This is a genomic window from Pseudomonas sp. MWU12-3088, assembly GCF_023242405.1.
GTDB classification, from domain to species: domain Bacteria; phylum Pseudomonadota; class Gammaproteobacteria; order Pseudomonadales; family Pseudomonadaceae; genus Aquipseudomonas; species Aquipseudomonas kribbensis.
The window spans coordinates 241,464-267,996 of record NZ_JALJEA010000008.1 but is presented as its reverse complement, the minus strand read 5'-3'; the positions used below and the strand labels follow the sequence as shown (position 1 = coordinate 267,996).

25 protein-coding genes, 4 tRNA genes and 1 pseudogene are annotated in these 26,533 nt (G+C 60.6%); 15 read left to right on the top strand and 15 right to left on the bottom strand.

Annotation, left to right across the window (positions count from 1 at the left end; all coding sequences use genetic code 11):
- Positions 1-54: 54 nt before the first annotated feature.
- Both M5B98_RS20060 and M5B98_RS20055 read left to right on the top strand, forming a co-directional pair.
- Complete coding sequence (locus tag M5B98_RS20060; RefSeq protein ID WP_248743737.1) at positions 55-3,006, top strand: DUF748 domain-containing protein; 2,952 nt, start codon at positions 55-57, stop codon at positions 3,004-3,006.
- Positions 3,006-3,302 (top strand): DUF2845 domain-containing protein, encoded by a 297-nt coding sequence (locus tag M5B98_RS20055; protein WP_085712161.1) that lies wholly within the window; start codon positions 3,006-3,008, stop codon positions 3,300-3,302. The genes M5B98_RS20060 and M5B98_RS20055 overlap by 1 nt, the downstream gene beginning before the upstream one ends.
- 169 nt (positions 3,303-3,471) lie before the next feature.
- Here the strand turns inward: M5B98_RS20055 and M5B98_RS20050 are convergent, their stop codons facing one another.
- Positions 3,472-3,828, bottom strand: coding sequence for a BON domain-containing protein (locus M5B98_RS20050; protein ID WP_065261581.1), 357 nt, complete (start codon positions 3,826-3,828; stop codon positions 3,472-3,474).
- A gap of 299 nt (positions 3,829-4,127) precedes the next feature.
- Positions 4,128-4,571 (bottom strand): pilin, encoded by a 444-nt coding sequence (locus M5B98_RS20045; RefSeq protein WP_114885593.1) that lies wholly within the window; start codon positions 4,569-4,571, stop codon positions 4,128-4,130.
- A 226-nt stretch (positions 4,572-4,797) separates the two neighbouring features.
- Between M5B98_RS20045 and pilB the strand changes: the two genes are divergently transcribed.
- From pilB to yacG, 5 genes are read left to right on the top strand one after another with little or no spacing between them, the layout of a single operon-like run.
- Positions 4,798-6,498, top strand: coding sequence for a type IV-A pilus assembly ATPase PilB (pilB, locus tag M5B98_RS20040; RefSeq protein ID WP_248743736.1), 1,701 nt, complete (start codon positions 4,798-4,800; stop codon positions 6,496-6,498).
- Positions 6,499-6,500: 2 nt separating this feature from the next.
- The gene (locus M5B98_RS20035; RefSeq protein WP_248743735.1) at positions 6,501-7,718 is read left to right on the top strand and encodes a type II secretion system F family protein; all 1,218 of its coding nucleotides are present in this window, start codon (positions 6,501-6,503) and stop codon (positions 7,716-7,718) included.
- 1 nt (position 7,719) lies between these two features.
- A complete protein-coding gene (locus M5B98_RS20030; protein ID WP_248743734.1) occupies positions 7,720-8,592 on the top strand; it encodes a prepilin peptidase in 873 nt (290 codons plus the stop codon).
- Positions 8,589-9,212 (top strand): dephospho-CoA kinase, encoded by a 624-nt coding sequence (coaE, locus tag M5B98_RS20025; protein WP_248743733.1) that lies wholly within the window; start codon positions 8,589-8,591, stop codon positions 9,210-9,212. The genes M5B98_RS20030 and coaE overlap by 4 nt, the downstream gene beginning before the upstream one ends.
- On the top strand, positions 9,209-9,409 hold the full coding sequence (gene yacG, locus M5B98_RS20020) for a DNA gyrase inhibitor YacG (protein ID WP_085712167.1): 201 nt from the start codon (positions 9,209-9,211) through the stop codon (positions 9,407-9,409). Before coaE ends, yacG begins: the two co-directional genes overlap by 4 nt.
- 6 nt (positions 9,410-9,415) lie before the next feature.
- On the opposite strand, the gene M5B98_RS20015 is transcribed toward yacG, so the two are convergent.
- Both M5B98_RS20015 and M5B98_RS20010 read right to left on the bottom strand, forming a co-directional pair.
- A complete protein-coding gene (locus M5B98_RS20015) occupies positions 9,416-9,631 on the bottom strand; it encodes a hypothetical protein (protein ID WP_007959584.1) in 216 nt (71 codons plus the stop codon).
- A gap of 65 nt (positions 9,632-9,696) precedes the next feature.
- Positions 9,697-10,386 carry an energy-coupling factor ABC transporter permease gene (locus tag M5B98_RS20010; RefSeq protein ID WP_248743732.1) on the bottom strand — a complete coding sequence of 230 codons (690 nt, stop codon included), beginning with the start codon at positions 10,384-10,386 and terminating at the stop codon, positions 9,697-9,699.
- 133 nt (positions 10,387-10,519) lie between these two features.
- On the opposite strand from M5B98_RS20010, the gene M5B98_RS20005 reads away from it, so the two are divergent.
- From M5B98_RS20005 to M5B98_RS19990, 4 genes are all read left to right on the top strand, one after another.
- Positions 10,520-11,146: a DUF1780 domain-containing protein gene (locus tag M5B98_RS20005; RefSeq protein WP_065261573.1), complete on the top strand. Its 627-nt coding sequence runs from the start codon at positions 10,520-10,522 to the stop codon at positions 11,144-11,146.
- 144 nt (positions 11,147-11,290) lie between these two features.
- Positions 11,291-11,464: a DUF3094 domain-containing protein gene (locus M5B98_RS20000; protein WP_065261571.1), complete on the top strand. Its 174-nt coding sequence runs from the start codon at positions 11,291-11,293 to the stop codon at positions 11,462-11,464.
- A gap of 66 nt (positions 11,465-11,530) precedes the next feature.
- A complete protein-coding gene (locus tag M5B98_RS19995; protein ID WP_085712169.1) occupies positions 11,531-12,829 on the top strand; it encodes an NAD(P)/FAD-dependent oxidoreductase in 1,299 nt (432 codons plus the stop codon).
- Positions 12,830-13,041: 212 nt separating this feature from the next.
- The gene (locus M5B98_RS19990) at positions 13,042-13,449 is read left to right on the top strand and encodes an EF-hand domain-containing protein (RefSeq protein WP_114885602.1); all 408 of its coding nucleotides are present in this window, start codon (positions 13,042-13,044) and stop codon (positions 13,447-13,449) included.
- An 86-nt stretch (positions 13,450-13,535) separates the two neighbouring features.
- Here the strand turns inward: M5B98_RS19990 and M5B98_RS28915 are convergent, their stop codons facing one another.
- From M5B98_RS28915 to rluD, 9 genes and pseudogenes are all read right to left on the bottom strand, one after another.
- Positions 13,536-14,399 carry a methyl-accepting chemotaxis protein gene (locus tag M5B98_RS28915; RefSeq protein ID WP_412548547.1) on the bottom strand — a complete coding sequence of 288 codons (864 nt, stop codon included), beginning with the start codon at positions 14,397-14,399 and terminating at the stop codon, positions 13,536-13,538.
- A pseudogene (locus tag M5B98_RS28910) lies at positions 14,391-15,161 on the bottom strand (MCP four helix bundle domain-containing protein); the annotation flags it as partial. The gene M5B98_RS28915 and the pseudogene M5B98_RS28910, both read right to left, overlap by 9 nt.
- A 159-nt stretch (positions 15,162-15,320) precedes the next feature.
- Positions 15,321-15,397: transfer RNA gene (locus tag M5B98_RS19980), tRNA-Pro, on the bottom strand.
- Positions 15,398-15,494: 97 nt separating this feature from the next.
- Positions 15,495-15,570: transfer RNA gene (locus M5B98_RS19975), tRNA-Lys, on the bottom strand.
- A gap of 5 nt (positions 15,571-15,575) precedes the next feature.
- A tRNA-Pro gene (locus tag M5B98_RS19970) sits at positions 15,576-15,652 on the bottom strand.
- A 9-nt stretch (positions 15,653-15,661) separates the two neighbouring features.
- A tRNA-Asn gene (locus M5B98_RS19965) sits at positions 15,662-15,737 on the bottom strand.
- 298 nt (positions 15,738-16,035) lie between these two features.
- A complete protein-coding gene (gene clpB / locus M5B98_RS19960; RefSeq protein WP_114885605.1) occupies positions 16,036-18,600 on the bottom strand; it encodes an ATP-dependent chaperone ClpB in 2,565 nt (854 codons plus the stop codon).
- A 130-nt stretch (positions 18,601-18,730) separates the two neighbouring features.
- A complete protein-coding gene (gene pgeF, locus M5B98_RS19955; RefSeq protein WP_248743730.1) occupies positions 18,731-19,453 on the bottom strand; it encodes a peptidoglycan editing factor PgeF in 723 nt (240 codons plus the stop codon).
- Positions 19,450-20,412 (bottom strand): 23S rRNA pseudouridine(1911/1915/1917) synthase RluD, encoded by a 963-nt coding sequence (gene rluD / locus M5B98_RS19950; protein ID WP_085712174.1) that lies wholly within the window; start codon positions 20,410-20,412, stop codon positions 19,450-19,452. Before rluD ends, pgeF begins: the two co-directional genes overlap by 4 nt.
- Before the next feature lie 152 nt (positions 20,413-20,564).
- On the opposite strand from rluD, the gene M5B98_RS19945 reads away from it, so the two are divergent.
- From M5B98_RS19945 to M5B98_RS19930, 4 genes are all read left to right on the top strand, one after another.
- Positions 20,565-21,587, top strand: coding sequence for an outer membrane protein assembly factor BamD (locus M5B98_RS19945; protein WP_248743729.1), 1,023 nt, complete (start codon positions 20,565-20,567; stop codon positions 21,585-21,587).
- 126 nt (positions 21,588-21,713) lie between these two features.
- The gene (locus tag M5B98_RS19940) at positions 21,714-21,947 is read left to right on the top strand and encodes a PP0621 family protein (RefSeq protein ID WP_085712176.1); all 234 of its coding nucleotides are present in this window, start codon (positions 21,714-21,716) and stop codon (positions 21,945-21,947) included.
- Entirely contained in the window at positions 21,937-23,526 is a 1,590-nt protein-coding gene (locus tag M5B98_RS19935) for a sensor histidine kinase (protein WP_248743728.1), read from the top strand. Before M5B98_RS19940 ends, M5B98_RS19935 begins: the two co-directional genes overlap by 11 nt.
- Positions 23,523-24,869: a sigma-54-dependent transcriptional regulator gene (locus M5B98_RS19930; protein WP_248743727.1), complete on the top strand. Its 1,347-nt coding sequence runs from the start codon at positions 23,523-23,525 to the stop codon at positions 24,867-24,869. Before M5B98_RS19935 ends, M5B98_RS19930 begins: the two co-directional genes overlap by 4 nt.
- Before the next feature lie 102 nt (positions 24,870-24,971).
- Here M5B98_RS19930 and thiO read toward each other — a convergent pair whose 3' ends face one another.
- Positions 24,972-26,072, bottom strand: coding sequence for a glycine oxidase ThiO (thiO, locus tag M5B98_RS19925; protein ID WP_248743726.1), 1,101 nt, complete (start codon positions 26,070-26,072; stop codon positions 24,972-24,974).
- A gap of 57 nt (positions 26,073-26,129) precedes the next feature.
- Complete coding sequence (locus M5B98_RS19920; protein WP_085712180.1) at positions 26,130-26,531, bottom strand: type IV pilin protein; 402 nt, start codon at positions 26,529-26,531, stop codon at positions 26,130-26,132.
- Positions 26,532-26,533: the final 2 nt, after the last annotated feature.

Here is a 26,533-nt window from a genome sequence, read left to right as displayed (position 1 = left end):
GTACTTCGGAACCGGAATCGCGTGCCATACTCCAAGGCACTCCGATTCAGACAGATGAAGCCGCACATGCCCAAAGGATTGATTCGCGCGATTGGCGCCCTGTTGACTGCTCTGGCCCTCTACAGCCTGCTGGGGTTTCTGATTTTGCCGGGCATCGCGCTACGAGTGGCCAACCAGCAACTGGCCAACTACGCCACGGTGCCTGCGCACATCCAGCGTATCGAACTCAATCCGTTCAGCCTTGAAGTCACGCTTTGGGGCCTGGTCATCGGCGAGCCGGGCAAGGAACAGGTCGGTTTCGAACGCCTGTACGCCAACCTGCAACTCGACAGCCTGTGGACAAAAGCCCTGCACCTGTCCGACATCGAACTGGACAAACCGAAGACCGAAATCCTGTTCGCCAAGGACGGCAAACTCAATCTGCTCGGCCTGTTCAAACTGCCGGCCAGCGAACCGACGCCGGCCGATCCGAATGCCAAGCCGTTTCCGCTGCGTATCGACCGGATCAAACTGGCCGGCGGCAACGTGCATTTCGAGGATGCACGCCCGAGCGAGCCGATCGAGTTTCTCTACGACAAACTCGATTTCGAACTGAACAACCTCAGCACCCTGCCTGAAGACAACGCCGACATGACCCTGGTCGCCATCGGCCCGGCCGGTGGGCAGATCGACTGGAAAGGCAACTTCAGCCTGATCCCGATTGCCTCCGAAGGCACGCTCAAGGTCACCGATGGCCAGATGAAAGCGTTCTGGCCCTACGTGCGCGACGCCGTACCGCTGGTGCTGGAAAACGGCGTGGTCAGCCTCAGCACCGACTACAAGCTCAACCTGTCCAAGGAAACCGAACTGCTGCTGAGCAACGTGGCGGTCAGCGTTGCGCCGTTTGCGATCAAGGCCCCGGACGGACGTCCGCTGGCAAAACTCGACCGCCTCGACGTCAGCGAAACCACCGTGGACCTGGCCAAGCAACAAGTGGTGGTCGGCAAGATCCGCAGCCAGAAACTCGAAACCTGGGCCGCCCTCGAAGCGGACGGGCAACTGGACTGGCAAAAACTGTTCGCCAGTCAGCCGTCCAAACCTGCCGCCAAAGCAGCGGCTGAACCGAAAAGCACTCCGGCCGCCGCCGACTCGCCGAAAACGGAACCGACCGCGCCGGGCAAGCCATGGCAAGTGCAGCTCAAGGACGTGCAACTGCGTGACTACAAAGTGCATCTGGCCGACCGCTCGGCGAAGCCCGAGGTCACGCTGGATGTCACGCCGCTGAACGTCGATCTGCAGAATTTCGACAGCCTCAACGGCTCGCCCTTCAACGTCAAACTCGACGCTGGCCTGGGCAAGCAAGGCAAGATCAACGCCGACGGCGTGGTCAACCTGGCGCCGGTCACCGCCCAGCTCAACGTGAAAACCCAGGACATCGACCTGCGCGTCGCCCAGTCCTACATCAACCCGTTCATTCGTCTGGAACTGCGCAGCGGCATGCTCGGAAGCGACCTGAAAGTGAACCTGAAAAGCACCGAGCCGTTGGCACTCAGTGTCACCGGTCGCGCTCAGGTCGATCAGTTGCACACCCTCGACACCCTGAAGACCCGCGACTTCCTCAAGTGGCAGCAAGTGGTGGTCGAAGGCCTGAATTATCAGCACGGCGACAGCCTGTCGATCGACAGGATCAACCTGTTCCAGCCGTATGCGCGCTTCATGATCAACGATGACCGCACCACCAACATCGACGACCTGCTGATCCCGCAACCTGCCGACTCCGGGACGAAAACCGCAGCGGCCAAACCAGCCAGTAACTCGAAACCGCTGGGCATTCACATCGGCGGCATCGTGATCAATGACGGCTCGGCCAACTTCGCCGACTTCAGCCTGACGCCAAACTTCGCCACCGCGATACAGCAGCTCAACGGCCAGATCGGCACCATCGACAGTCGTCAGGCGAAACCCGCCAGCGTCGACGTCAAGGGCAAGGTCGATCGATATGCGCCGGTGACCATCAAAGGCGCGGTCAATCCGTTCGACCCGATGGCCAGCCTCGACATCGCCACCAGTTTCAAACGGGTCGAGCTGACCACCCTGACCCCCTACTCCGGCAAGTTCGCCGGTTACCGGATCCGCAAGGGCCGGCTCAATCTAGACCTGCACTACCTGATCACCAAGGGCCAGCTCAAGGCCGAGAACAAAGTGGTGGTCGAGCAGTTGCAGCTCGGCGAGAAAGTCGACAGCCCGGATGCCGTGAGCCTGCCGCTGAAACTGGCGATTGCGCTGCTCAAGGACGTGGACGGCAAGATTTCCATCGAGCTGCCGGTCACCGGCGACCTGAACAACCCGCAATTCAGCGTGATGCCGATTGTCTGGCAGACCCTGCGCAACCTGATCGTCAAAGCCGCCGCCGCACCGTTCAAGCTGATTGGCGGTCTGGTCAGTGGTGGCGGATCGGAAGATCTGGGCACCGTGTCCTTCGCACCGGGCTCCAGTGAACTGAACAAGGATGCCGAAGCGGCGCTGGTCAAATTGTCCCAGGCCTTGAAGGAGCGTCCGGCCCTGCGTCTGGAAATCGAAGGCACCGCCGCACAAAGCAGCGACGGCCCGCTGCTTGCCGAGCAGCGTCTGGAACGCGAATACCAGTACAACTACTACAAGATGCTCCAGCGCCGTGGCGACAAGGTGCCGGCCCAGGCCTCGCTGATCCAGGTGCCGGACAACGAAAAAGGTCCGCTGCTTGAAGGCATCTACCGCACCCGTCTGAAAACCCAGCCACCGGCTGAATGGAAAGATCTGGGCAAGGAAGAACGCACGGCGAAAATGCGTGCCGACGTAATCAAGTTCTGGAGCTCCAGCGATGTGCTGTTGCGCCAGCTCGGTCAGGACCGTGCCAGCAGCATCAAGGATTACCTGGTGGACAAGGGCCAGTTGGCCGACGACCGCGTGTACTTCATCGACGCCAACCTTGGCGAAGCGGAAAGCGACGGTCGCGTGGTGACACAAATGCATCTGGACGCCGAGTGATGAACAGTCAATGGCTGGCCGCAATGGCGCTGGCGCTCGTCGCCAGCCAGGCTTCGGCATCCGATACCTTGCGCTGTGGCAGCCAGTTGGTGAGCCTCGGTGATCGCGCAAGCGAAGTGCTGCAGAAATGCGGTGAACCGGTCAGCCGCGACGTGCTGGGCTACAAGCGCAGCGCCAATCGCCGTGAAGAGTTTCAGGTCGAGGAATGGACCTACGGCCCGAGCAACGGCATGTATCAGTACCTGCGCTTCGAAGGCAATCGCCTGCGGCAGATCAACAGCAAGCGCGGCGACTGACTTCTCTGCACTTTTCCAGTCCCTGAAATAGAACAGGCCCCGACACGAATGTCGGGGCCTGTAATGGCCACATTCCGTGTGGCCGTTCGCATGAACTCTAAAGGGGCGGCAGACGTATTGCTCGGCCCGCCTGTCGCGTCTTCTCCCGGTCCAGGCGAGAAGTCTTGCCTTACTCGGCTTTCAGGCCGTCAGCGGAGACCGCTTTGACGCCTTTGATTTTCTTGGTGATGTCTACGGCCATCTTTTTCTGTGCTTCTGTCACTGCAACAGTGGAGGACAGAGACACGACGCCTTTGTTGGTTTCTACTTTGATGTCAGTGCCTGGAATGCCTTTTTCGGTCACTAGGTCGCTTTTGACTTTGGTGGTGATCCAGGTGTCGGAAGTGGCTTCTTTCGCCTTGGTCATTTCACCGGCAGCCAGAGTCATTGGAGCCTGGGTCGCCTGGGTGGATTGTGCGAATGCGCCGGTGGCCATGGTCAGGGTCAGCGCGGTAGCAGCAGCGGCAGTGATAGCGAACTTCTTCATACGAGTAACTCCTGTTTTTCTGGAAAGTCTGCTGCGTGTCTTGTCAGCAGGGTTACCGTAGATATTGCGAACGCTGTGCCAACTTTCGAAAATGAAATAAATCCTTATAAATCAATAAGTTAATAAAATTGAAAATTCTCGGAATCATGCAAATTGCATGACCTCTGAATTATCTACATGCAACTTGCGGCTTTTGGGAAAGTTCCTAACACGCTGAAAAGATTGAAGCTTTTTGTGAAGCACCGCGCAAAAGAAAATGCCCCGCAAAGCGGGGCATTTGATGAGCAGGGATCAAGCAATCAAGTACCGCTGCCTGGGCAACCTTTGGGGGCGTAGTCAGGGTTGACGGTCGAAGCACAGCTCCAGACACCGGCCACGTTACCGGTGGCGCCGCCGGTGCGGGTCAGCGTAATGGTTTTGCCCAGCACAGGCGCCGGGGCATTCGCGATGGTGCAAACGATGGTGCCTGCCCCGGTATTCGCCGTACCCGACACGCTGACAGTACCGCAGTTGGTCGTTACATAAGTTGCGGAACCGGTCACCAGCGTACTGTTCGGGTCGGTACCTTGATTGATGGTGTCCTCGAACGGCACTTTCAGCGCGCTGATTTCCGCCAGCCCCGCCGTCACTTTCGACCGTGCCTGGTACTTGGTGTATTGCGGCAATGCGATGGTGGCCAGAATGCCGATGATCGCCACGACGATCAGCAGCTCGATCAGAGTGAAACCTTGTTGTTTCTTCATAGACACGCTCCATGCATGAGTCGGAATCTCATGATCTGAACAGGACTCAGCACAGCCCGTGCCAAGGCGCCCGCACCCGCGCAGGCTGGGCGCGATCACGCTATCGCGGTGTTTCCTACAACCTGTAACCGCACTATCTGACACTTTTTGTCACCTGCACCGAGGCGGTTTGGCGCTGTCACTTGACTAGGCTATAAGTCATGAACTGTCTGCATCCGGGATTCCCATGAATGACATCGCTCTGAGCGGTCTGGCCAAGCAATTGGTACAGGCCGAACTGCTCACGGAAAAAAGCGCCCAACAAGCCTGGCAGCAAGCCCAGCGCAATCGCCTGTCGCTGGTCAGCTATCTGGTACAGAACAAACTGGTGAAGAGTTCGCAGGTTGCCGAAATCGCCTCGGAGCACTTCGGCATGGCGTTCCTTGACCTCAACTGCCTGGACAAGGAAACCCAGCCCAAGGGTCTGGTCAGCGAAAAACTGGTCCGCCAGCACCATGCCCTGCCCCTGTGGCGACGCGGCAACAAACTGTTCGTGGGGATCTCCGACCCGAGCAATCACCAGGCGATCAACGACATTCAGTTCAGCACCGGGCTGACCACCGAAGCCATCCTGGTGGAGGACGACAAGCTCACCGATGCCATCGAGAAATTCTTCGACACCCACGCCTCAGGCCTGGAAGACATGGCCGATGTCGACCTCGACGGGCTGGACGTCGAATCCGTCGATGACAGCAAACAGGACGCCATCGGTGGAATGGACGCCGACGACGCGCCGGTGGTGCGCTTCGTCCACAAGATGCTGCTGGATGCGATCAAGAGCGGCTCTTCCGACCTGCACTTCGAGCCTTACGAGAAAAACTACCGGGTGCGGGTGCGTACCGACGGCATCCTGCGTGAGGTGGCCAAACCGCCGATTCAACTGGCCGGACGCATCGCCGCCCGGTTGAAGGTCATGGCCAGCCTCGACATCTCGGAACGGCGCAAGCCTCAGGACGGACGTCTGAAAATGCGCCTGTCGAAAACCAAGTCGATCGACTTCCGGGTCAACACCTTGCCGACCCTGTGGGGCGAGAAAGTGGTGATCCGGATCCTCGATCCGTCCAGCGCGCAGATCGGTATCGACGCCCTCGGCTACGAGCCGGAGCAGAAAGAGCTGTACCTCGCGGCCCTGAAGCAACCACAAGGCATGATCCTGGTCACCGGTCCCACCGGTTCCGGCAAGACCGTGTCGCTGTACACCGGGCTCAACATTCTCAATACCGTCGATATCAACATCTCCACTGCCGAAGACCCGGTGGAGATCAACATGGAAGGCATCAACCAGGTCAACGTCAATCCGAAGCAGGGGCTGGATTTCGCCCAGGCGCTGCGCTCGTTCCTGCGTCAGGACCCGGACGTGATCATGGTCGGTGAGATCCGCGATCTCGAGACTGCGGAAATTGCAATCAAGGCTGCACAGACCGGTCACCTTGTACTGTCCACGCTGCACACCAACAGCGCTGCCGAGACACTCACCCGTTTGCACAACATGGGCATTCCCGGCTTCAACATCGCCACCTCGGTCAGCCTGATCATCGCCCAGCGTCTGGCGCGAAAACTCTGCAGCCACTGCAAGAAGCCTATCGAAATTCCCCGCGAAACCTTGCTCAAGGAAGGCTTCCCCGAGGAACGCATCGGCAGTTTCACGATCTATGAGCCCGTCGGTTGCGATCAATGCAACGGCGGCTACAAGGGCCGCACCGGCATCTATGAAGTGGTCAGGAACACGCCCGAACTGCAGCGGCTGATCATGGCCGAGGGCAACTCATTGGAAATCGACAGCCAGATGCGCCTGGACGGCTTCAACGACCTGCGCACCTCGGGACTGATCAAGGCGATGCAAGGCATCACCAGCCTTGAAGAAATCAACCGGGTCACCAAGGACTGAACATGGCCGTCAAGGCAGCGAAAATCAGCGTCTACGCCTGGGAAGGCACGGACAAGAAAGGCAGCCGGATCAGCGGCGAACTGAGCGGGCAAAACCCTGCGTTGATCAAGGCCCAGCTGCGCAAGCAGGGCATCAACCCCGGCAAGGTGCGCAAGAAATCCGCGTCGTTGCTGAACTTCGGCAAACGCATCAAGCCGCTGGACATCGCCCTGTTCACCCGCCAGATGGCGACCATGATGAAGGCCGGCGTACCGCTGTTGCAGTCGTTCGACATCATCGGCGAAGGCTTCGAGAACCCGGCGATGCGCAAACTGGTGGACGAAGTGAAACAGGAAGTCGCCGCCGGTAACAGCTTCGCCGCAGCCCTGCGCAAGAAGCCGCAGTACTTCGACGAGTTGTACTGCAACCTGGTCGATGCCGGTGAACAATCCGGTGCCCTCGACACCCTGCTCGAGCGCGTGGCGACCTACAAGGAAAAGAGCGAAAGCCTCAAGGCCAAGATCAAGAAAGCCATGACCTACCCGACCGCCGTGATCCTGGTGGCGGCGGTCGTCACCGGGATTCTGCTGGTGAAAGTGGTGCCGCAGTTCCAGTCGGTGTTTTCCGGGTTCGGCGCCGAACTGCCGGCGTTCACCCTGATGGTGATTGGCCTGTCGGAGTTCATGCAGCAATGGTGGTGGGCGATTCTCGGCGTGCTGATCGTGGCGTTTTTCGGCACCCGCCACGCGCTGAAGAAATCCCAGGCCCTGCGTGACCGACGCGATGCCTGGCTGCTGAAACTGCCACTCGTAGGCACCATGATGTACAAGTCCGCCGTCGCCCGTTTTGCCCGGACCCTGTCGACCACGTTTGCCGCCGGCGTGCCGCTGGTCGAAGCGCTGGACTCGGTCGCCGGAGCCACCGGCAACGTGGTGTTCAAACGCGCGGTGCTGCGCATTCGCCAGGACGTGGCCACCGGCATGCAGCTGAACTTTTCGATGCGCACCAGCGGAATCTTTCCGAACATGGCCGTGCAGATGACCGCCATCGGCGAAGAGTCAGGCGCCCTGGACGACATGCTCGACAAGGTGGCCGGGTTCTACGAGGAAGAAGTGGATAACATGGTCGACAACCTCACCAGCCTGATGGAGCCTTTCGTCATGGTGGTACTCGGGGTGATCGTCGGCGGGCTGGTCGTGGCCATGTACCTGCCGATCTTCCAACTCGGCTCAGCGATCTGACATGCCCATCGACGAACTTTTCGCCCTCTATCCGCTGGCCTTTGTCTTCACCGCCCTGATACTCGGGCTGGTGGTCGGCAGCTTCCTCAATGTGGTGATCTGGCGTCTGCCGAAGATGCTCGAGCGCGAATGGCGCCAGCAGGCCCACGACGTGCTCGGGCTGCCCGTCGAAACGCCGTTGCCGGTCTACAACCTGATGTTGCCGCATTCGCAGTGCCCGCATTGCGCCCACCGCATTCGTGCGTGGGAAAACATCCCGCTGCTCAGCTACCTGTTTTTGCGCGGGCGCTGCTCGTCATGCGCGGCGCCGATCAGCAAGCGTTATCCACTGACCGAACTGGCCTGCGGCCTGCTCTCGGCGTTCATCGCCTGGCACCTGGGCTTCGGCTGGCCGGCATGCCTGCTGATCGTGCTGACCTGGGGCTTGCTGGCGATGAGCCTGATCGACACCGAGCATCAGCTGTTGCCCGACGTGCTGGTGCTGCCGCTGCTGTGGCTGGGCTTGATCGTCAACAGCTTCGGCCTGTTCGTCTCGCTACACGATGCGATGTGGGGCGCGGTGGCCGGTTACATGGCGCTGTGGTCGGTGTTCTGGCTGTTCAAGCTGCTCACCGGCAAGGACGGCATCGGTCACGGCGATTTCAAGCTGCTGGCACTGCTGGGGGCCTGGGGAGGCTGGCAGATTCTGCCGCTGACCATTCTCCTGTCGTCGCTGGTGGGGGCCGTACTGGGGGTGATTCTGCTCAAACTGCGCGACCGGAAAACCTCGACGCCAATCCCCTTCGGGCCCTATCTGGCAATTGCCGGCTGGATTGCCTTGCTCTGGGGTGGTCAAATAACCGACTTCTATTGGCAGTTTGTCGGTTTGAAATGAATACCCCTGTGGAAAAACCCTGGATTCTCGGCCTGACCGGCGGCATCGGCAGCGGCAAAAGCGCAGCCGCCCAGCACTTCATCGATCTTGGTGTCCATGTGGTGGACGCCGATCATGCAGCACGCTGGGTGGTTGAGCCGGGACGCCCGGCGCTGGCGAAAATTGCCGAGCACTTCGGCCCCGATGTCCTGCAGGCCGACGGCACGCTGGATCGCTCGGCGCTCCGCAAGCTGATCTTCGAAGTGCCGGAGCAACGCCGCTGGCTCGAAGCGCTGCTGCATCCGCTGATCGCCGAGGAAATCGCCCATCACCTGGCGCTGGCAAAATCAACTTACGCGATTCTGGTTTCACCGCTGTTGATCGAGTCCGGACAGTACGCGATGACCCAGCGAATCCTGGTGATCGATGCGCCGCAGCAACTGCAGATCGAACGTACCCTGCAGCGTGACCAGACCAGCGAACAGCAGGTCCAGGCGATCCTCAAGGCCCAATCCAGCCGCGAAGACCGCGTCAGCCGTGCCGACGATGTGGTGGTCAACGACCGCGACCTCGCCTGGCTGCACAGCGAGGTCGAGCGCCTGCATCACTTTTACCTGACTTTATCCGGAGGCCAGTCATGAGCCAGACCCCAACCGTTAATTGCCCGACCTGCGGCGCCCCGGTGGAATTCACCCCCGCAAACAAATTCCGGCCGTTCTGCTCGGACCGCTGCAAACTGATCGACCTCGGCGCCTGGGCGTCGGAAGAACACAAGATTCCGGTGGCCCCGGATGCCGAGGACGAACTGTTTTCCGGCGACTTCGACCCGCGCCACTGATCCCGGTCAGGGCCGCATGAAGCCGTAGTCCTGATCGTCGTCGAGGTTTTCCGCCAGAAAGCGCAACTCGTCGGCCAGGTCTTCGGCATTGCGCACCGCCTTGCTCTGCTGCACCACCGCACTGAGCAAGGCCCGCAGGCTCAGGCCCGGATCGAATCCCACCTCCTGCGCCATCTCCAGACTCTGCCGGGTTTCCTGCCTCGCCCACTCGTAAACGCTCATGCCGCTGCTCCTGAAGGGATTTGGCCGAGCATGAAATGCCGCGCGCGGGGTGGATTTGATGTGGATCAAGACTTGGGATCGTCGTCCTTCCAGGGCGCCGAAAGGTAGCGGGTGCGGTTGAAGGTCTCCAGCCATTCCGGGCAGAACACCACCAGTGCGCTGATCACCATGCCGTTGATGAACGCTTCCGGAAAGATCAGCAGCCACAGGTAACCGATGAAGTCTTCCAGCCATTCCGGCATCGCGAACAGGCCGTCGTACCAGAGCAAGATCAGGCTCAGAATCAGACAGGACAGCGCCGACAAGGCCGCCGCGAAGAAGCCGGAACAGAAGATATACACAAACGGATTACGCGGTTGCGCCCGTTCGACCAGGATCGCCACGCCCTCGGTGATCAATACCGGTAGCAGGATCAGCAACGCACCGTTGACCCCGACCGCCACCAGATCCTGGCGGCCCAGCAGAACCAGCCCGATCTGCGCCACCAGCCCGCCGACAATCGCCAGCGGCCAGTCGAGCAGCAAGGTCACGGCGGTCATGCCAATGAAGTGATACGAGACGCCCGTGTCGAAGTCCCTGCGCACCATCCACAACAGAAACAGCGCGAACACGGTGCCGAACAGCAAGTGCTGACGACGGCTGTCGCTGAACAATTCGACCCACGGCGCGCGGCAGATCGCCCAGAGCAGCACCGGCAGGTAAATCAGCCAGCCGAGGGTCAGACTCGTCGATGACAGCAGTTCTGCACCGATCATGTTCCCATCACCTTCATTCGCACCGCAGACTCCCTTGATTGGCGCTCCTGTGTCGAAGTCTACACCGCCACCCGGGTGAATCTGCCGATGCAAAGCTTTCTGCTTGTCGCAATTGAACGCTAAGCTTGGGTCTATGGATGACTCGGATTATTTACGCCTGCTGACCATCGCGGCCGAGCAGGCCAACGCGTTCCTGTCCAATGCCCGCAAATGGGAGCGTGAGCGTTGGGTCTGCCAGCGCCTGCTGCAAGGCTTGAATATCCCCTATCGCGCCGACGAATTCGCCCCGGCCGGTGAGCCGCCGGACGTGTTGTTTCGCGATGCCAACTTCGAGGTATTTTTCGTCCTCGACGAAGGCCGCCGGCTCAACGATGAATGGCGCGACGAGCTGCAACGTCGGCGCAGTGCGTTTTCCCTGAGCCAATTGGTGCGCCGCGAAGCCAAGCCGCGGCGGATTCCGGCCAACGAATTTCTGCTGAGGCTGGCGCCGACCCTGCGCAAGAAAGCGCACAACTACAAGGAACGCGGCATGGATCTGGGCGAGCTGGACATCATCGCCTTCGCCAGCCTCAAGCGCGAAGTGCTCGACCTCAACAGCCACTTCCCGCCGCCTACCGAATATTTGCGTCAGGGCTGGCGTTCGCTGTCACTGGTCGGGCCGACGTTCGCCCGCGTGCTGTTCGCTCACCCCGATGCACCGGATTTCCTGCGCAGCAATCTGGGCCGCAGCATTCTGTTCGATGTCGGGATCAGCCTGTAAGCCCTAAGCAGGATGGCGCAAACACTGGCCGGATGTTACAAAAGCGCAATCATTCGCCCGGATGACATGCGCCGTTCAACGCTCGCAGACAAACCGCTGTAACGTCTGCGCATTCAGCAACGTCTATCCCTGACGAGGCCTCATATGACCAGCCGCCTGAACCCCGAAGACCAGAAGCATGTCGAAGAGTACCTGCAGTTGTCCCAGCACCGTGTCGAGCGCCGGCCATTCCGGCCGTGGATGCTCCTGGTGGTGGTGCTGGCAGCGACCATCGGTCTGGGCCTGTTGAGCCGATTTATCAGTTACCTGACGCTATGAGCTGCATCGCGCTCGCTCGGGTTACGACGACAAAGATTTCCTTTAAAAACCTTGCGAGCTATCCCTATGTCCCATCGTATTGTCATTGTCGGCGGCGGCGCCGGCGGTCTGGAGTTGGCTACCCGTCTGGGTAAGACTCTGGGCAAACGCGGCACCGCCAGCATCATGCTGGTCGACGCGAACCTCACGCACATCTGGAAACCGCTGCTGCACGAAGTGGCCGCCGGATCGCTGAACTCCTCAGAAGACGAACTCAACTATGTCGCCCAGGCCAAATGGAACCACTTCGAGTTCCAGCTGGGGCGCATGAGCGGGCTCGATCGTGAGCAGAAGAAGATCCAGCTCGCCGCCACCTACGACGAAAACGGCGTGGAGCTGGTGCCGGCGCGGGAAGTGCCCTACGACTCGCTGGTGATCGCGGTCGGCAGCACCACCAACGATTTCGGCACCCAGGGCGCAGCGCAGCACTGCCTGTTCCTCGATACCCGCAAACAGGCCGAGCGTTTCCACCAGCAACTGCTCAATCACTATCTGCGTGCTCACGCCGGGCAAACCGACGTGGTTCAGCAGATCAGCGTGGCCATCGTCGGCGCCGGCGCCACGGGCGTCGAACTGGCAGCCGAGCTGCACAACGCCGCCCATGAACTGGCGGCCTATGGTCTGGACCGGATCAAACCGGAAAACATGCACATCACCCTGATCGAAGCCGGGCCACGGGTGCTGCCGGCACTGCCGGAACGCATCAGCGGGCCGGTGCACAAGACGCTGGAGAAACTCGGGGTCAACGTGATGACCAACGCCTCGGTCAGCCAGGTCACCGCCGACAGCCTGATCACTGCCGATGGCAACGAGATCAAGGCCAGCCTGAAAGTCTGGGCCGCCGGGATCCGTGCACCGGGTTTCCTCAAGGACATCGATGGTCTGGAAACCAACCGCATCAACCAGCTGCAAGTGCTGCCGACGCTGCAGACCACCCGCGACGAAAACATTTTCGCCTTCGGTGATTGCGCCGCCTGCCCGCAACCGGGTTCGGACCGCAACGTGCCGCCTCGGGCCCAGGCTGCGCACCAGCAGGCGTCGCTGCTGGCCAAGTCGCTGAAACTGCGGATCGAGGGCAAAACCCTGCCGGAGTACAAATACACCGACTACGGCTCGCTGATTTCGCTGTCGCGTTTTTCGGCTGTGGGTAACTTGATGGGCAACCTGACCGGCACCGTGATGCTCGAAGGCTGGCTGGCGCGGATGTTCTACGTTTCGCTGTACCGCATGCACCAGATGGCGCTGTACGGCCCGTTCCGCACGGCGATGCTGATGCTGGGCAGCAAGATCGGACGCGGCACCGAGCCACGCCTGAAGCTGCACTGATGTAAAAAACCGTGGGGGCGGGCTGGCTCGCCCCCACGGCGTTTTGTCTTCTACTGTATCTGCCCCCCGCTTTCGCACCTTCGCTTACAAACGCCCCGCTCCTCGACACAGACGCGATACACCGTCACAGCTTAATGGCCACACCCGGGCACACCTGCTCCGGCTGATCGCCCTTAACGTGTGGTTGCGCAGTGCAACCGAAGGAGAATGAAATGACCCGCACTTCGAAAATCGGCAAAACCTCCCTTGGCCTGGTCGGTGCCGTACTGGCCGGCGGCCTGATGCTGTCCGGCTCGGTGTTCGCCGCACAACCGCTGGCCCAGGGCTACATGGTCGCTTCGGCCGAGACCTCGGTGAAAACCCCGGAAGGCAAATGCGGTGAAGGCAAATGCGGCGACGCGTCGATGGCCAAAACCGACACCGATGGGGATGGCAAAGTCTCCCGCGCCGAATTCCTGAAGGTTGCGCCGCACTCCGACTTCGACAAGATCGACACCAACCACGATGGCTTCATCGACGAGCAAGAGGCTTACGACAACGTCAAAGCCAACTACGAAGCCAACGGCAAGAAAATGCCCAAAGGCCTGTTCGAACACCTGAAAGAGCGTGACGGTGCCTGATATTCAGTCCGTCCCGGCAAAACAGCCCCGACAAAAAAGCCGCGCTGTCTCTCACGAGAAGCGCGGCTTTTTTATGTCTGCCGGGATTACAGCTGGAAGCGCCGCACCATGCCCTGCAATGCATTGGCGAGTTTCGACAGCTCATGGCTGGACACGCTGGTCTGGTCGGCGCCGGCCGCCGAACGTACCGACAGGTCGCGAATGTTCACCAGATTGCGATCCACTTCCCGCGCCACTTGTGCCTGCTCTTCGGCGGCGCTGGCGATGACCAGGTTGCGTTCATGGATCTCATGCACCGACGCGGTGATGGTTTGCAGCGCCTCGCCGGCTCGCTCGGCCAGCACCAGCGTGGTGGACGCACGCGAAGCACTGGCCTGCATCGACTCCAATGCCAGGCTCGAACCGTTGCGCATACCCTGCACCATCTGTTCGATTTCCTGGGTCGATTGCTGCGTGCGATAAGCCAGCGCCCGGACTTCGTCGGCGACCACGGCAAACCCGCGCCCACTCTCCCCGGCCCGCGCCGCTTCGATGGCGGCGTTGAGCGCCAGCAGGTTGGTCTGCTCGGCAATCGCGCGGATCACGTCCAACACCTTGCCGATGTCTTGAGATTGATTGGCCAGTGATTGCACCAGTTCGCCGGTGTGCTGAACCTCACTGGCCAGGGCATTGATGGCGCTGGCGGTTTCACTGACCCGTTCTTGCCCCAGATGCGCCGATTCGCTGGACTGGCGCGTCGCGTCGGAGGTCGACACCGCGTTGCGTGCGACTTCCTCGACCGCCGTGGTCATCTCGTTGACGGCGGTGGCGGCCTGTTCGATTTCGTTGTTCTGTTGTTGCAAGCCCTGAGTGCTGTCGAGCGTGACGGCATTGAGTTCGTCGGCGGCGGTCGCCAGTTGCGTGGCAGAACCGTTGATACCCTGCAGGGTTTCGCGCAGGTTCTGTTGCATGGTCGCCAGCGCCTTGAGCAAACGGCTGACTTCGTCGTTGCCCTGGGTCTCGATCGGTCGGGTCAAATCCCCTTTCGCAACACTTTCTGCGGCGCTGACGGCGGTGCTCAACGGGCGAACGATGCTGCGGGTGAGCAACATCGCCAGAGCCACGGTCGCCAACGCTGCCAGTGCGATGAACAGGCTGACGATGGTGCGCGAGGTTTCGTAGTGGGCGGCGGAGTTAGTGCTTTCTGCGGCGACCTGTTTGGCGAAGAGATCCGCCAGGTCATTGAGTTGCTTGCCCGAGCCGTCGACCACGGTTTTCATGTCGACCAGCAGCAGTTTGGTCAGCTCGTCCCGCTTGCCTTGCTGGGCAAGGACGAACGATTGGGCAATGCCGGCGCGATAGGCTGCGAAAGTTTTCTTGAACTGATCGTACAACTGCTGGCCTTCCCGAGTAGTCACCAGTCGATCGTACGCGGCGATCTTCTCGCTCAGCTCCTTGTCGCGGGTGTCCATCTGGCTGCGGTAAGTCGCAACGTTGTTCGGATCAGGATCCAGCGCCATGCGCAGGGAAATGGTGCGGATGCGCAGCATGATCTCGCGAATCTCGTCGCCGCCACGAATGCTCGGCAGCCACTGGTTCTCCACCGCGACCTCGCTCTCGCGGATGCTCGACATCTGCCCCAGGGCAAACACGCCAAGCAACGCCACCAGCACCGCGATCAGGGCGAAGCCCAAGGCGGCACGGGGAGCAATATTCAACTGACGAAGCAACATGACGAACGCCCTTTTTCTTGTATTGGCCGGATTCAAGGGGCGATCGATGGCAGGCCCCTTTCGTTAGCGGGCTATCGGCAAGTTGTACGATGACTTGAATGAAACATTTCCGGAGGGCAAAAAAAATCCCCGTATCTTTCGATACGAGGATTTTTAATATGGTCGGGGTAAGGGGATTCGAACTCCTGACATCCTGCTCCCAAAGCAGGCGCGCTACCGGACTGCGCTATACCCCGGTAAAAAAAAGGCGACCTTTCAAAGATCGCCTTCTTCGATCAGCGCTTTTGGCCTCTGATCTTAAGATTCGATCCCAGCGTTAACTGGTTTCAAAAATGGTGGGTCGTGTGGGATTCGAACCTACGACCAATTGGTTAAAAGCCAACTGCTCTACCAACTGAGCTAACGACCCAAAAATGGTCGGGGTAAGGGGATTCGAACTCCTGACATCCTGCTCCCAAAGCAGGCGCGCTACCGGACTGCGCTATACCCCGGCTTGAAATTGGCTCCGTGACCAGGACTCGAACCTGGGACCCAATGATTAACAGTCATTTGCTCTACCGACTGAGCTATCACGGAACTACACATTTCAATTTACTACGGTGAAACTTGCAGCTTCTAGACATCGTTTTCGCATCGCTGCGTTCGTGTGTCTGAGGCGCGCTATTCTACAACCTAGAACACCTCTGTCAACCCCCTAAATTGCTTTCAAGTTAATGATTTGCAACTTATTTCAGATTTCTGCCCAGTGAGCTGAAACCGTGTTGGTGACTGACTGCGGGGCGCACTTTACAAGCCTTTTCCTTTGAGTTCAACAGCCTAACGAAAAAAAAGGCCTCGCATTGCGAGGCCTTCCTTACTTCACCACCCAAAGCTGTCAGTTGAACGTGATCTCGTCGTTCTCCACGACACCGGTCGCGGTCTCGCCCGGCAGGAAGCGTCCCGACAGGATCAACTGCGCCAACGGGTTCTCGATCCAGCGCTGGATCGCCCGTTTCAGCGGCCGTGCACCGTAGACCGGGTCGTAACCGACGGCAATCAGCTTGTCCATTGCCTCCGGGCTCAGTTCCAGCTTCAGCTCGCGCTCGGCCAGACGACTGCGCAGACGGCCCAGCTGAATCTCGGTAATGCCTGCGATCTGATCCCGCGCCAGAGGTTCGAAGATCACCACTTCGTCGACCCGGTTGATGAACTCCGGACGGAAGTGGGTGGAAATCGCATCCATCACCGCTGCCCGTTGCGCTTCACGATCACCCACCAGTTCCTGGATCTGCATCGAACCGAGGTTGGAGGTCATGACGATCACGGTATTGCGGAAATCCACCGTACGACCGTGGCTGTCGGTCAGGCGACCATCCTCCAGCACTTGCAGCAGGATGTTGAACACATCCGGGTGCGCCTTCTCGACTTCGTCCAGCAGGATCACCGAGTAAGGCTTGCGCCGTACCGCTTCGGTCAGGTAACCGCCCTCTTCGTAACCGACATAGCCAGGTGGAGCACCGATCAGCCGTGCCACAGAATGTTTCTCCATGAACTCGGACATGTCGATTCGCACCATCGCCTCTTCGGTATCAAAGAGGAATTCGGCAAGCGCCTTGCACAGCTCGGTTTTACCGACACCGGTCGGGCCGAGGAACATGAACGAGCCGCTCGGGCGATTCGGGTCGGACAACCCGGCACGGGAACGCCGCACCGCGTTGGCCACTGCGACCACGGCTTCGTCCTGACCGATCACGCGCTGGTGCAACAGGCTTTCCATCTTCATCAGCTTGTCGCGCTCGCCTTCGAGCATTTTCGACACGGGAATGCCGGTCCACTTCGAAACGACTTCGGCGATTTCCTCTTCGGTCACCTTGCTGCGCAGCAACTGGTTCTCGCTCTTGCCGTGCTGGTCGACCATTTGCAGGCTGCGTTCCAGATCCGGGATCACCCCGTACTGCAACTCGGCCATGCGGTTCAGGTCGCCTTTGCGGCGCGCGGCTTCCAGTTCCTGACGGGACTGTTCGATCTTCTGCTGAATCTGCGCAGAACCCTGCACCTCGGCTTTTTCCGAGTTCCAGATTTCTTCCAGATCCGAGTACTCACGCTCGTGACGGTCGATTTCTTCCTGGAGTTTCTCCAGACGTTTCTTCGCCGCGTCGTCGCTTTCTTTCTTCAGTGCCTGGGATTCCACCTTCAACTGAATCAGGCGCCGCTCCAGGCGATCCAGCACTTCCGGCTTGGAGTCGATCTCCATGCGGATGCGGCTGGCGGCTTCGTCGATCAGGTCGATCGCCTTGTCCGGCAACTGCCGGTCAGTGATATAGCGATGGCTGAGCTTGGCTGCCGCAATGATCGCACCGTCGGTGATCGCCACTTTGTGGTGAACCTCGTAACGTTCCTTGAGGCCACGCAGGATAGCGATGGTGTCTTCTTCGCTCGGCTCGTCCACCAGCACCTTCTGGAAGCGCCGCTCGAGGGCCGCATCCTTCTCTATATATTGGCGGTACTCGTTGAGCGTGGTCGCACCGACGCAATGCAGCTCGCCACGGGCCAGGGCCGGTTTGAGCATGTTGCCGGCGTCCATCGAGCCTTCGCCCTTGCCGGCGCCGACCATGGTGTGCAGTTCGTCGATGAACAGAATGATCTGCCCTTCCTGCTTCGACAGCTCGTTGAGCAGCGCTTTCAGGCGTTCTTCGAACTCGCCGCGATACTTGGCACCGGCAATCAGCGCACCCATATCGAGGGACAGCAGACGCTTGCCACGCAGGCCATCCGGCACTTCGCCGTTGATGATGCGCTGGGCCAGACCTTCGGCAATCGCGGTTTTACCCACGCCAGGCTCGCCGATCAGCACCGGGTTGTTCTTGGTCCGGCGTTGCAGGACCTGAATGGTGCGACGGATTTCATCATCACGGCCGATCACCGGGTCGAGCTTGCCGTCTTCGGCGCGCTTGGTCAGGTCGACGGTGTATTTATCCAGCGCCTGACGCGACTCTTCGTGGTTTGCGTCGTTGACGGCCTCGCCACCGCGCAGGTTGTTGATGGCATTTTCCAGCGCCTTTTTGCTCACGCCCTGGCCGAGCAGCAACTTGCCGAGCTTGCTGTTCTCGTCCATCGCCGCGAGCAGTACCAGCTCGCTGGAAATGAACTGGTCGCCCTTCTGCTGGGCCAGACGGTCGGCCTGGTTGAGCAGGCGCGCCAGATCCTGCGACATGTTCACGTCGCCGGTCGGGTTCTGGATTTTCGGTAATTGATCGAGCTCTTTGGTCAGCTCTTTACGCAAGCTGTTGACGTCGAAGCCCACCTGCATCAACAGGGGTTTGATCGAACCACCCTGCTGTTCAAGCATGGCTTGCATCAAATGCGCCGGCTCGATGGCCGGATGATCGTGGCCGACAGCCAGAGATTGGGCATCGGACAACGCCAACTGTAATTTGCTGGTTAAACGGTCTATACGCATGGGTCACCTTCCTTTTGAGCAGGCCGGACCTAAAAAACCATCCTGAATAAAGAAACCTGCCAGATACCGCTATAGATGCGGTCGATTCTGGAAGATTCAAGCGTGGGACAGTTGATGCAGATCAGACAGTTTAGCGGGTGAGCCAAACGAGGGAGGCGAAGCGACCAGTGCGCGATGCACGGCGATAAGAGAAGAAACGAGGATCGGTCACGGTACAGAAACCGCCACCATAAACAGCCGTGACACCCCGGACCGCCAGACGCAGGCGCGCCAGCTTATAGATGTCGGCCATGAACTTGCCGGCATTGTGGCTCGGGACAAAGGCTGTCGCAGCTTCGGGCAATTGATTGATGAAGACTTCCCGGACTTCCGGGCCGACTTCGAAGGCTTGCGGACCGATGGCCGGGCCGAGCCAGACCAGAATGTCTTCGGCAGGTACATCCAGACTGTCGAGGGTCGCTTCCAGCACCCCGGCCGCCAGCCCACGCCAACCGGCATGCGCCGCTGCCACGCGAGTACCGGCACGGTCGCAGAACAGCGCCGGCAGACAATCGGCGGTCATTGCCGCACAAGCGATACCCGGTGTTGCCGTCCAACTGGCATCCGCCGTGGCTACAACCGACGGATCAGCATGCGCCACGGCAATCCCGTGCACTTGCTGCAACCAGGCAGGCTTTATAGAGAAGTGATCGGTCAGTCGCCGACGGTTTTCGGCGACGGCCTCGGGACGATCATCGACATGATCGCCCAGATTGAGGCTGTCGAACGGCGCCTCGCTGACGCCGCCCTCGCGGGTGGTGACACAGGCCTTGACGCTGGCCGGCGCGGGCCAGTCCGGCGTCAGCCAGTTCATCCGACGAATGCCTCGCGATCCTGCTTGAGCAGGGTCAGCAGCCAGACCAGATCTTCCGGCAACGGCGATTCCCAGCTCATGCGCTCACCGGTGGTCGGATGATCCAGCTCGAGGAACCGTGCGTGCAGGGCCTGACGCGGGAAGTGTTTCAGCGATTCGACCATGGTCTGGCTCGCCGCCGGCGGAATGCGGAAACGACCGCCGTACGCCGGATCGCCGACCAACGGGAAGTTGATGTGCGCCATGTGTACGCGGATCTGGTGGGTACGACCGGTTTCCAGCTTCACCCGTACATGAGTGTGCGAACGGAAACGCTCCAGCACACGATAGTGGCTGACGGCAGGCTTGCCGCCTTCCATCACCGCCATGCGCTGGCGCTGCTGGCCATGTCGACCGATCGGGGCGTTGATCTTGCCGCCGGCTGTCACTACGCCGATCACGATGCACTCGTAGATCCGGCTGACACTGCGGCTTTGCAGCTGCGCGACCAGTTTGGTCTGCGCCTGGATGGTCTTGGCCACCACCATCAGACCGGTGGTGTCCTTGTCCAGGCGATGCACGATACCGGCGCGCGGGACATTGATGATGTCCGGCACGTGGTGCAGCAAGGCGTTGAGCAAGGTGCCATCGGCGTGGCCGGCAGCCGGGTGCACCACCAGGCCCGCAGGCTTGTTGATCACCAGGATGTCGTCATCTTCATAGACGATGTCGAGCTCGATGTCCTGGGCGACCCATTCACCCTGGGCCTCCTGCTCGGCGGTCAGCTCAAGGACGGCACCGCCATGAACGATGTCGCGCGGGCGGATGACCGCCCCGTCCACAGTCAGGCGACCTTCTTTGATCCAGGCGGAAAGGCGCGAGCGGGAGTGCTCTGCGAAGAGTTGGGCGGCGACTTGATCGAGGCGTTGGCCGCCCAATTCGGACGGCACCTCTGCGCGAAGTTCAATTTTATCGGACATGCTCGGACTGGGCGTCGGCTACAGCCTTTGGTTTCGGCTGCGCGCTTGTGGTTAAATACGGCGTCTTTTGCCCCGGGGCTTTTCAACGGGGCGCTCATCATAACAGGACGGCCCCGCCCAAGACAGCGGCCGTCATAGGGACGCAAGCCGCCATGCAAGTGAAACACCTGCTGCTGATCGCCATCCTCGCATTGACCGCTGCTTGCTCATCGAAGGAAGTCGTAGACGAAAACCTGAGCGAAACCGAGCTGTACCAGCAGGCTCAAAAGGACCTGGACAACAACAGTTACACCAGTGCCACCGCCAAGCTGAAGGCTCTGGAGTCGCGCTATCCGTTCGGTCGCTACGCAGATCAGGCACAACTTGAACTGATTTATGCGAACTACAAGAACTCGGAGCCGGAAGCTGCAAAGTCCGCCGCCGAGCGCTTCATTCGTCTGCACCCTCAGCACCCGAACGTCGATTACGCCTACTACCTCAAGGGCCTGACCTCGTTCGACCAGGACGTCGGCCTGCTGGCGCGCTTCCTGCCGCTGGACATGACCAAGCGTGACCCGGGTGCTGCCCGCGACTCCTACAACGAGTTCGCCCAGCTGACCAGCCGTTACCCGAACAGCCGCTACGCGCCGGACGCCAAGCAGCGCATGATCTACCTGCGCAACCTGCTGGCGGCCTACGAAATCCACGTGGCCGACTACTACCTGACCCGTCAGGCCTACGTCGCCGCCGCCAACCGTGGCCGTTATGTAGTGGAAAACTTCCAGGAAACCCCATCGGTCGGCGACGGCCTGGCGGTGATGACCGAAGCCTATCAGCGTCTGCACCTGGACGAGCTGGCGGCCACCAGCCTGGAAACCTTGAAGCTCAACTACCCGAATCACCCGAGCCTGAAAGACGGTCAGTTCGTACCGTCGGTCGCCGAAGCCGACAACCGTTCGTGGCTGAGCAAGGCTACTCTGGGCCTGATCGAATCCCGTCCGCCGCTGCCGCCGGGAGAGACCCGCGCCAACCAGGACGTGCAGAAGCAGTTCCAGGACGCGAAAGACGCGATCCCGAACGAGCTCAAGCCTAAAGACGAAAACGGTGCAGTGATCGAAGAAGAAGAGCACGGCGCCGCTGGTAACAATGACGACCGCTCCTGGTTCAGCTACATGACTTTCGGTGTGTTCGACTGATCACAGCGCAAGTACGAGAAAGGGAGATCTTCGGATCTCCCTTTTTTATTGCCGCGTTTTATTGCGCTGTGCGCCTGCCAAGACCTTGGCTAAACTGCCGGATCATCAGTCAAAAAGCCGCCCATCATGCTTCGTCTACTCTTCTGGATCGCCCTGATCGCCGCCGCCGTCTGGCTCTGGCGCAAATTCAAGGCGCCTGTCGCACCCACGCAATCCCCCCGCGAACAGGATGCCGCACCGATGGTACGTTGCGCCCATTGCGGCGTGCACCTGCCACGCGACCGCGCGCTGAGTCTCCGTCAACAGTGGTATTGCAGCCAGGCTCACCTCGAGCAAGGCCCCGGTTCCAGTGATCGCTGAGGCGACCGACGCCACTCGCAAACAGGCCCAGCGACTGCTGCGCCTCTATCACCTCTACCGTCTGAGCGTCGGCATCACCCTGGTGCTGCTGATCTCCAGCAACATGGACAACCGCCTGCTGACGTCGGCCGACGACGAGCTGCTGCGCAATGGCAGCTGGTTGTACCTGGTGCTGAATATCCTGCTGGTGGTGTTCCTGGAGAACATCCGCCGCCCGGCCCAGTTGTTCGGGCTGGCCCTGGTCGACATCCTGCTGCTGTGCGGCTTGTTCTACGCCGCCGGCGGCGTGGCCAGCCCGGTGGGTAATTTGCTGATCGTCTCGGTAGCCATCAGCAACACGCTGCTGAAACGCCGTATCGGCGTGCTGATCGCGGCCATCGGTGCACTCGGCATTGTCGGTCTCAGCTTCCTGCTGAGTTTCAGCCATCCCCTGAGCGCCAACGAATACCTTCAGGCGGGCACCCTCGGCGCTCTGTGTTTTGCCGGAGCGCTGCTGGTGCAAGGCTTGATCCGCCGCCTCGAAGTCAGCGAGACCCTCGCCGAACAACGGGCCAGCGAGGTGGTCAGTCTCGAGGCTCTCAACGCCTTGATCCTGCAACGCATGCGCACCGGCATTCTGGTCCTCGACGAACAACGCCGGGTGCAACTGGCCAACCAGAGCGCCCGGACGCTGCTGGCGCAGACGCCCCTTGAAGGTCATTTGATCGATGAATATTCGATCGCACTGGTCGAGCGCCTGAACCTGTGGCTGAACAACCCGACCCTGCGCCCGCAGAGCCTGAAAATCGCCGCCAACGGCCTGGAACTGCAACCGAGCTTCATCGCCCTGGAGCAGAGCCCGAACCGCCAGACCCTGGTGTTTCTCGAAGACCTCGCGCAAATCGCCCAGCAGGCCCAGCAACTGAAGCTCGCCGCGCTCGGACGCCTGACCGCCGGCATCGCCCACGAGATCCGCAATCCGTTGGGCGCCATCAGTCATGCCGCACAGCTGTTGCGGGAATCCGAGGAACTCGACGGCGCGGACCGGCGTCTGACGCAGATCATCCAGGATCACTCCCAGCGCATGAACCGAGTCATTGAAAACGTCCTGCAACTGTCCCGCCGCCAGCAGAGCGCGCCGCAACGGCTGGATCTCGAGCCATGGCTCGAGCACTTCGTCGAGGAAAGCCGCGAACAGGCCAGCGAGCACCAACGTATTCACCTGAACATCGAACCCGGGGATTTCCGGACCCTGATGGACCCGGGGCAACTGACGCAAATTCTCGACAATCTGTTGCGCAATGGCTGGCGGCACAGCGCCCTGCTGCACGATCCGGCGCAGGTCTGGCTGCGGTTGTTCATCGACCCCGAGAGCCAGCTGGCCGTACTCGAAGTTCAGGACAACGGCCCCGGCGTGGCGCTGGATCAGCAGGCGCATCTGTTCGAACCCTTCTTCACCACCAGCAGCCAGGGCACCGGCCTTGGGCTTTATCTGTCCCGTGAGCTGTGCGAAAGCAACCAGGCCCGCCTAGACTTCAAACCACGCCAAGGCGGCGGCTGCTTTCGCATCACCTTTGCTCACGGACGGAAACAAAGTTGAACACGAGCCCACGGCAAAAAATCCTCATCGTCGACGACGAACCGGATATCCGCGAACTCCTGGAAATCACCCTGGGACGGATGAAACTCGACACGTTCAGCGCGCGCAACCTCGGCGAAGCCCAGGCGCTGCTGAACCGCGACACCTTCGATCTGTGCCTGACCGACATGCGCCTGCCGGACGGCACCGGGCTGGACCTGGTGCAGCACATCCAGCAACGCTATCCGCAATTGCCGGTGGCGATGATCACCGCTTATGGCAGCCTGGAAACGGCGATCAACGCCCTGAAAGCCGGGGCTTTCGACTTCCTGACCAAACCGGTGGATCTCACCCGACTGCGCGAACTGGTCGCCACCGCGTTGCGCATGCCTGCGGCGGGCGGCGTCTGTACCTCGATTGATCGCCGGCTGCTCGGTGACTCTCTGCCGATGCGTAACCTGCGCAAGCAGATCGACAAACTGGCCCGCAGCCAGGCGCCGGTCTACATCAGCGGCGAGTCCGGCAGCGGCAAGGAACTGGTCGCCCGCCTGATTCACGAGCAAGGCCCGCGCGCCAGCCAACCGTTCGTGCCGGTGAATTGCGGGGCGATTCCTTCGGAATTGATGGAGAGCGAGTTCTTCGGTCACCGCAAAGGCAGTTTCACTGGCGCGGTGGACGATAAGCCGGGCCTGTTCCAGGCCGCCCATGGCGGGACGCTGTTTCTCGATGAAGTGGCGGACTTGCCGCTGTCGATGCAGGTCAAGCTGCTGCGGGCGATTCAGGAAAAGGCCGTGCGCAGCGTCGGCGGCCAGCAGGAAACCGTGGTCGATGTGCGCATTCTTTGTGCCACCCACAAAGATCTGGATGCCGAAGTCGCCGCCGAGCGCTTTCGGCAGGATCTGTATTACCGGCTGAACGTGATCGAACTGCGGGTGCCTTCTCTGCGCGAACGTCGTGACGATATCGAGGCATTGGCCAGCCATGTGCTCAAACGTCTGGCCCATGGCACTGGCCAGCCGGCGGCGCGCCTGCATCCACAAGCGCTGGAGGCCTTGAAGAACTACCGCTTTCCGGGGAATGTCCGGGAGTTGGAGAACGTCCTCGAGCGCGCGCACACGCTGTGCGAAAACCGCATGATCGAGGCCGACGACCTGCGTCTGAGTGAAGGCAACTGCGCGGCCGAGGGCGGTATTGCCGATCTCACACAGATCGACAACCTCGAAGACTATCTGGAGAACGTCGAGCGCAAACTGATTCTGCAGGCGCTGGAGGAAACCCGCTGGAACCGTACCGCAGCGGCCCAGCGGTTGAATCTGTCATTCCGTTCGATGCGCTACAGGCTCAAGAAACTGGGTCTGGATTAAGGGCCCCTTCGCGGGCAAGCCCGCTCCCACAGGGTATCGCGTTTACTGTGGGAGCGGGCTTGCCCGCGAAAGCGGTTTGTCAGTCACCAGAAGAAAAACTGACTAGATACGTCCGGCCGGTGCATACGGCGCCGGATCGATGATCGGCGCCCGTCCCAGCATCACATCGGCAAACAGCTGACAGGATGCCGGTGCCAGCACCAACCCGTTGCGGTAATGCCCGCAGTTGAGCCACAAGCCTTCGAATCCCGGCACCCGCCCGATATAGGGAATCCCTTCCGGTGAGCCAGGACGCAAACCGGCCCAATGCCCCACCACTTCGGCATCTGCCAGCGCCGGCAGCAATTCCACCGCCGAAGCCTTGAGACTTTCCAGCGCATTATTGGTTGGTGTCTTGTCGAAACCTTCGTGCTCCAGCGTGCTGCCGATCAGGATATGCCCGTCGCGACGCGGAATCGCATAACGCCCCTTGGCCAGCACCATGCTCGGCAGGAAGTCCGCCGCGCATTTGTAGAGAATCATCTGGCCTTTGACCGGTTCCACCGGCAGCGACAGATTCAGCGTCTTGAGCAGCTCGCCGCTCCACGCCCCCGCCGTCAGCACCACCTGATCGCCGTTGATCACGCCTTTCGAGGTTTGCACACCGACAACCTGTTCGCCCTCACGGACAAACCCGCTGACCTCGCACTGCTCGTGAATCGTCACGTTCGGCAACGCCTGCAACGCGGCTTTCAAGGACTTCACCAGCCGCGGGTTGCGTACGTTGGCCACATCGGCCATGTAGATCGCCCGGGAAAATCCACCGCCAAGCACCGGCACCGCATCATGGGCCGCCGAGATATCCACAGCCCGCAGCGGACGGTTTTCCCGCTCGGCCCAGGCCAGCGCTTCGGCTTCGTCGTCCAGATCCAGCCAGTACAGGCCGGTGGTATGGACTTCAGGATCGACGCCGGTGTCGGCGAACAGGCGCTCGCCCAGCTGTGGATAAAAGTCCTGCGACCAGTGCGCCAGCGCCGTGACCGCCGGGCTATAGCGCCATGGATACAGCGGAGAAACGATGCCGCCGCCGGCCCAGGACGATTCCTGGCCGACGTTCGAGCGATCCAGCAGCACCACGCTGCGCACTTCGGAGGCGAGGTTGTACGCGGTCAGCAGGCCAATCACCCCGCCACCGACAATCACCACTTGCTGTTGCCTGGTCATGTTTGTTCCAACCGTAAAGAAGACAGTGGGCGCAAACGGCGCCCGAATGAAAGCGGCTCAGCGGCCCCAGCAATCCTTGGTGGCAAGCCCGGCAGTCGCGTTGATCATGCTGCGTACACCGGTGTTGGTGAGGGTGAAGTCCCCGCACTTGTCGCCGGCCATGGTCGTGCCGGCCTTGCGGGTCGCGGTCAGCAGGTAGGTCTGGTCAGCGATGGTCGGGGTGATGGTGTAGAAATCATTGCCCGTGCTGAGCCCGGTGACACCGGTGTAAACATTGTTGCGGGTGTAGAAGCGCTCGAGGGTCTGCGCCTGCTCGTTCAGCAGCGAGGCCACTTCGGCGCGGCGGCCCTTTTTCAGGTATTCGGTATAGCTCGGCGCGGCAATGGTGATGATGATCCCGATGATCGCAATCACGATCATGATTTCGATCAGGGTGAACCCGCGGATGGATCTGCGCATGC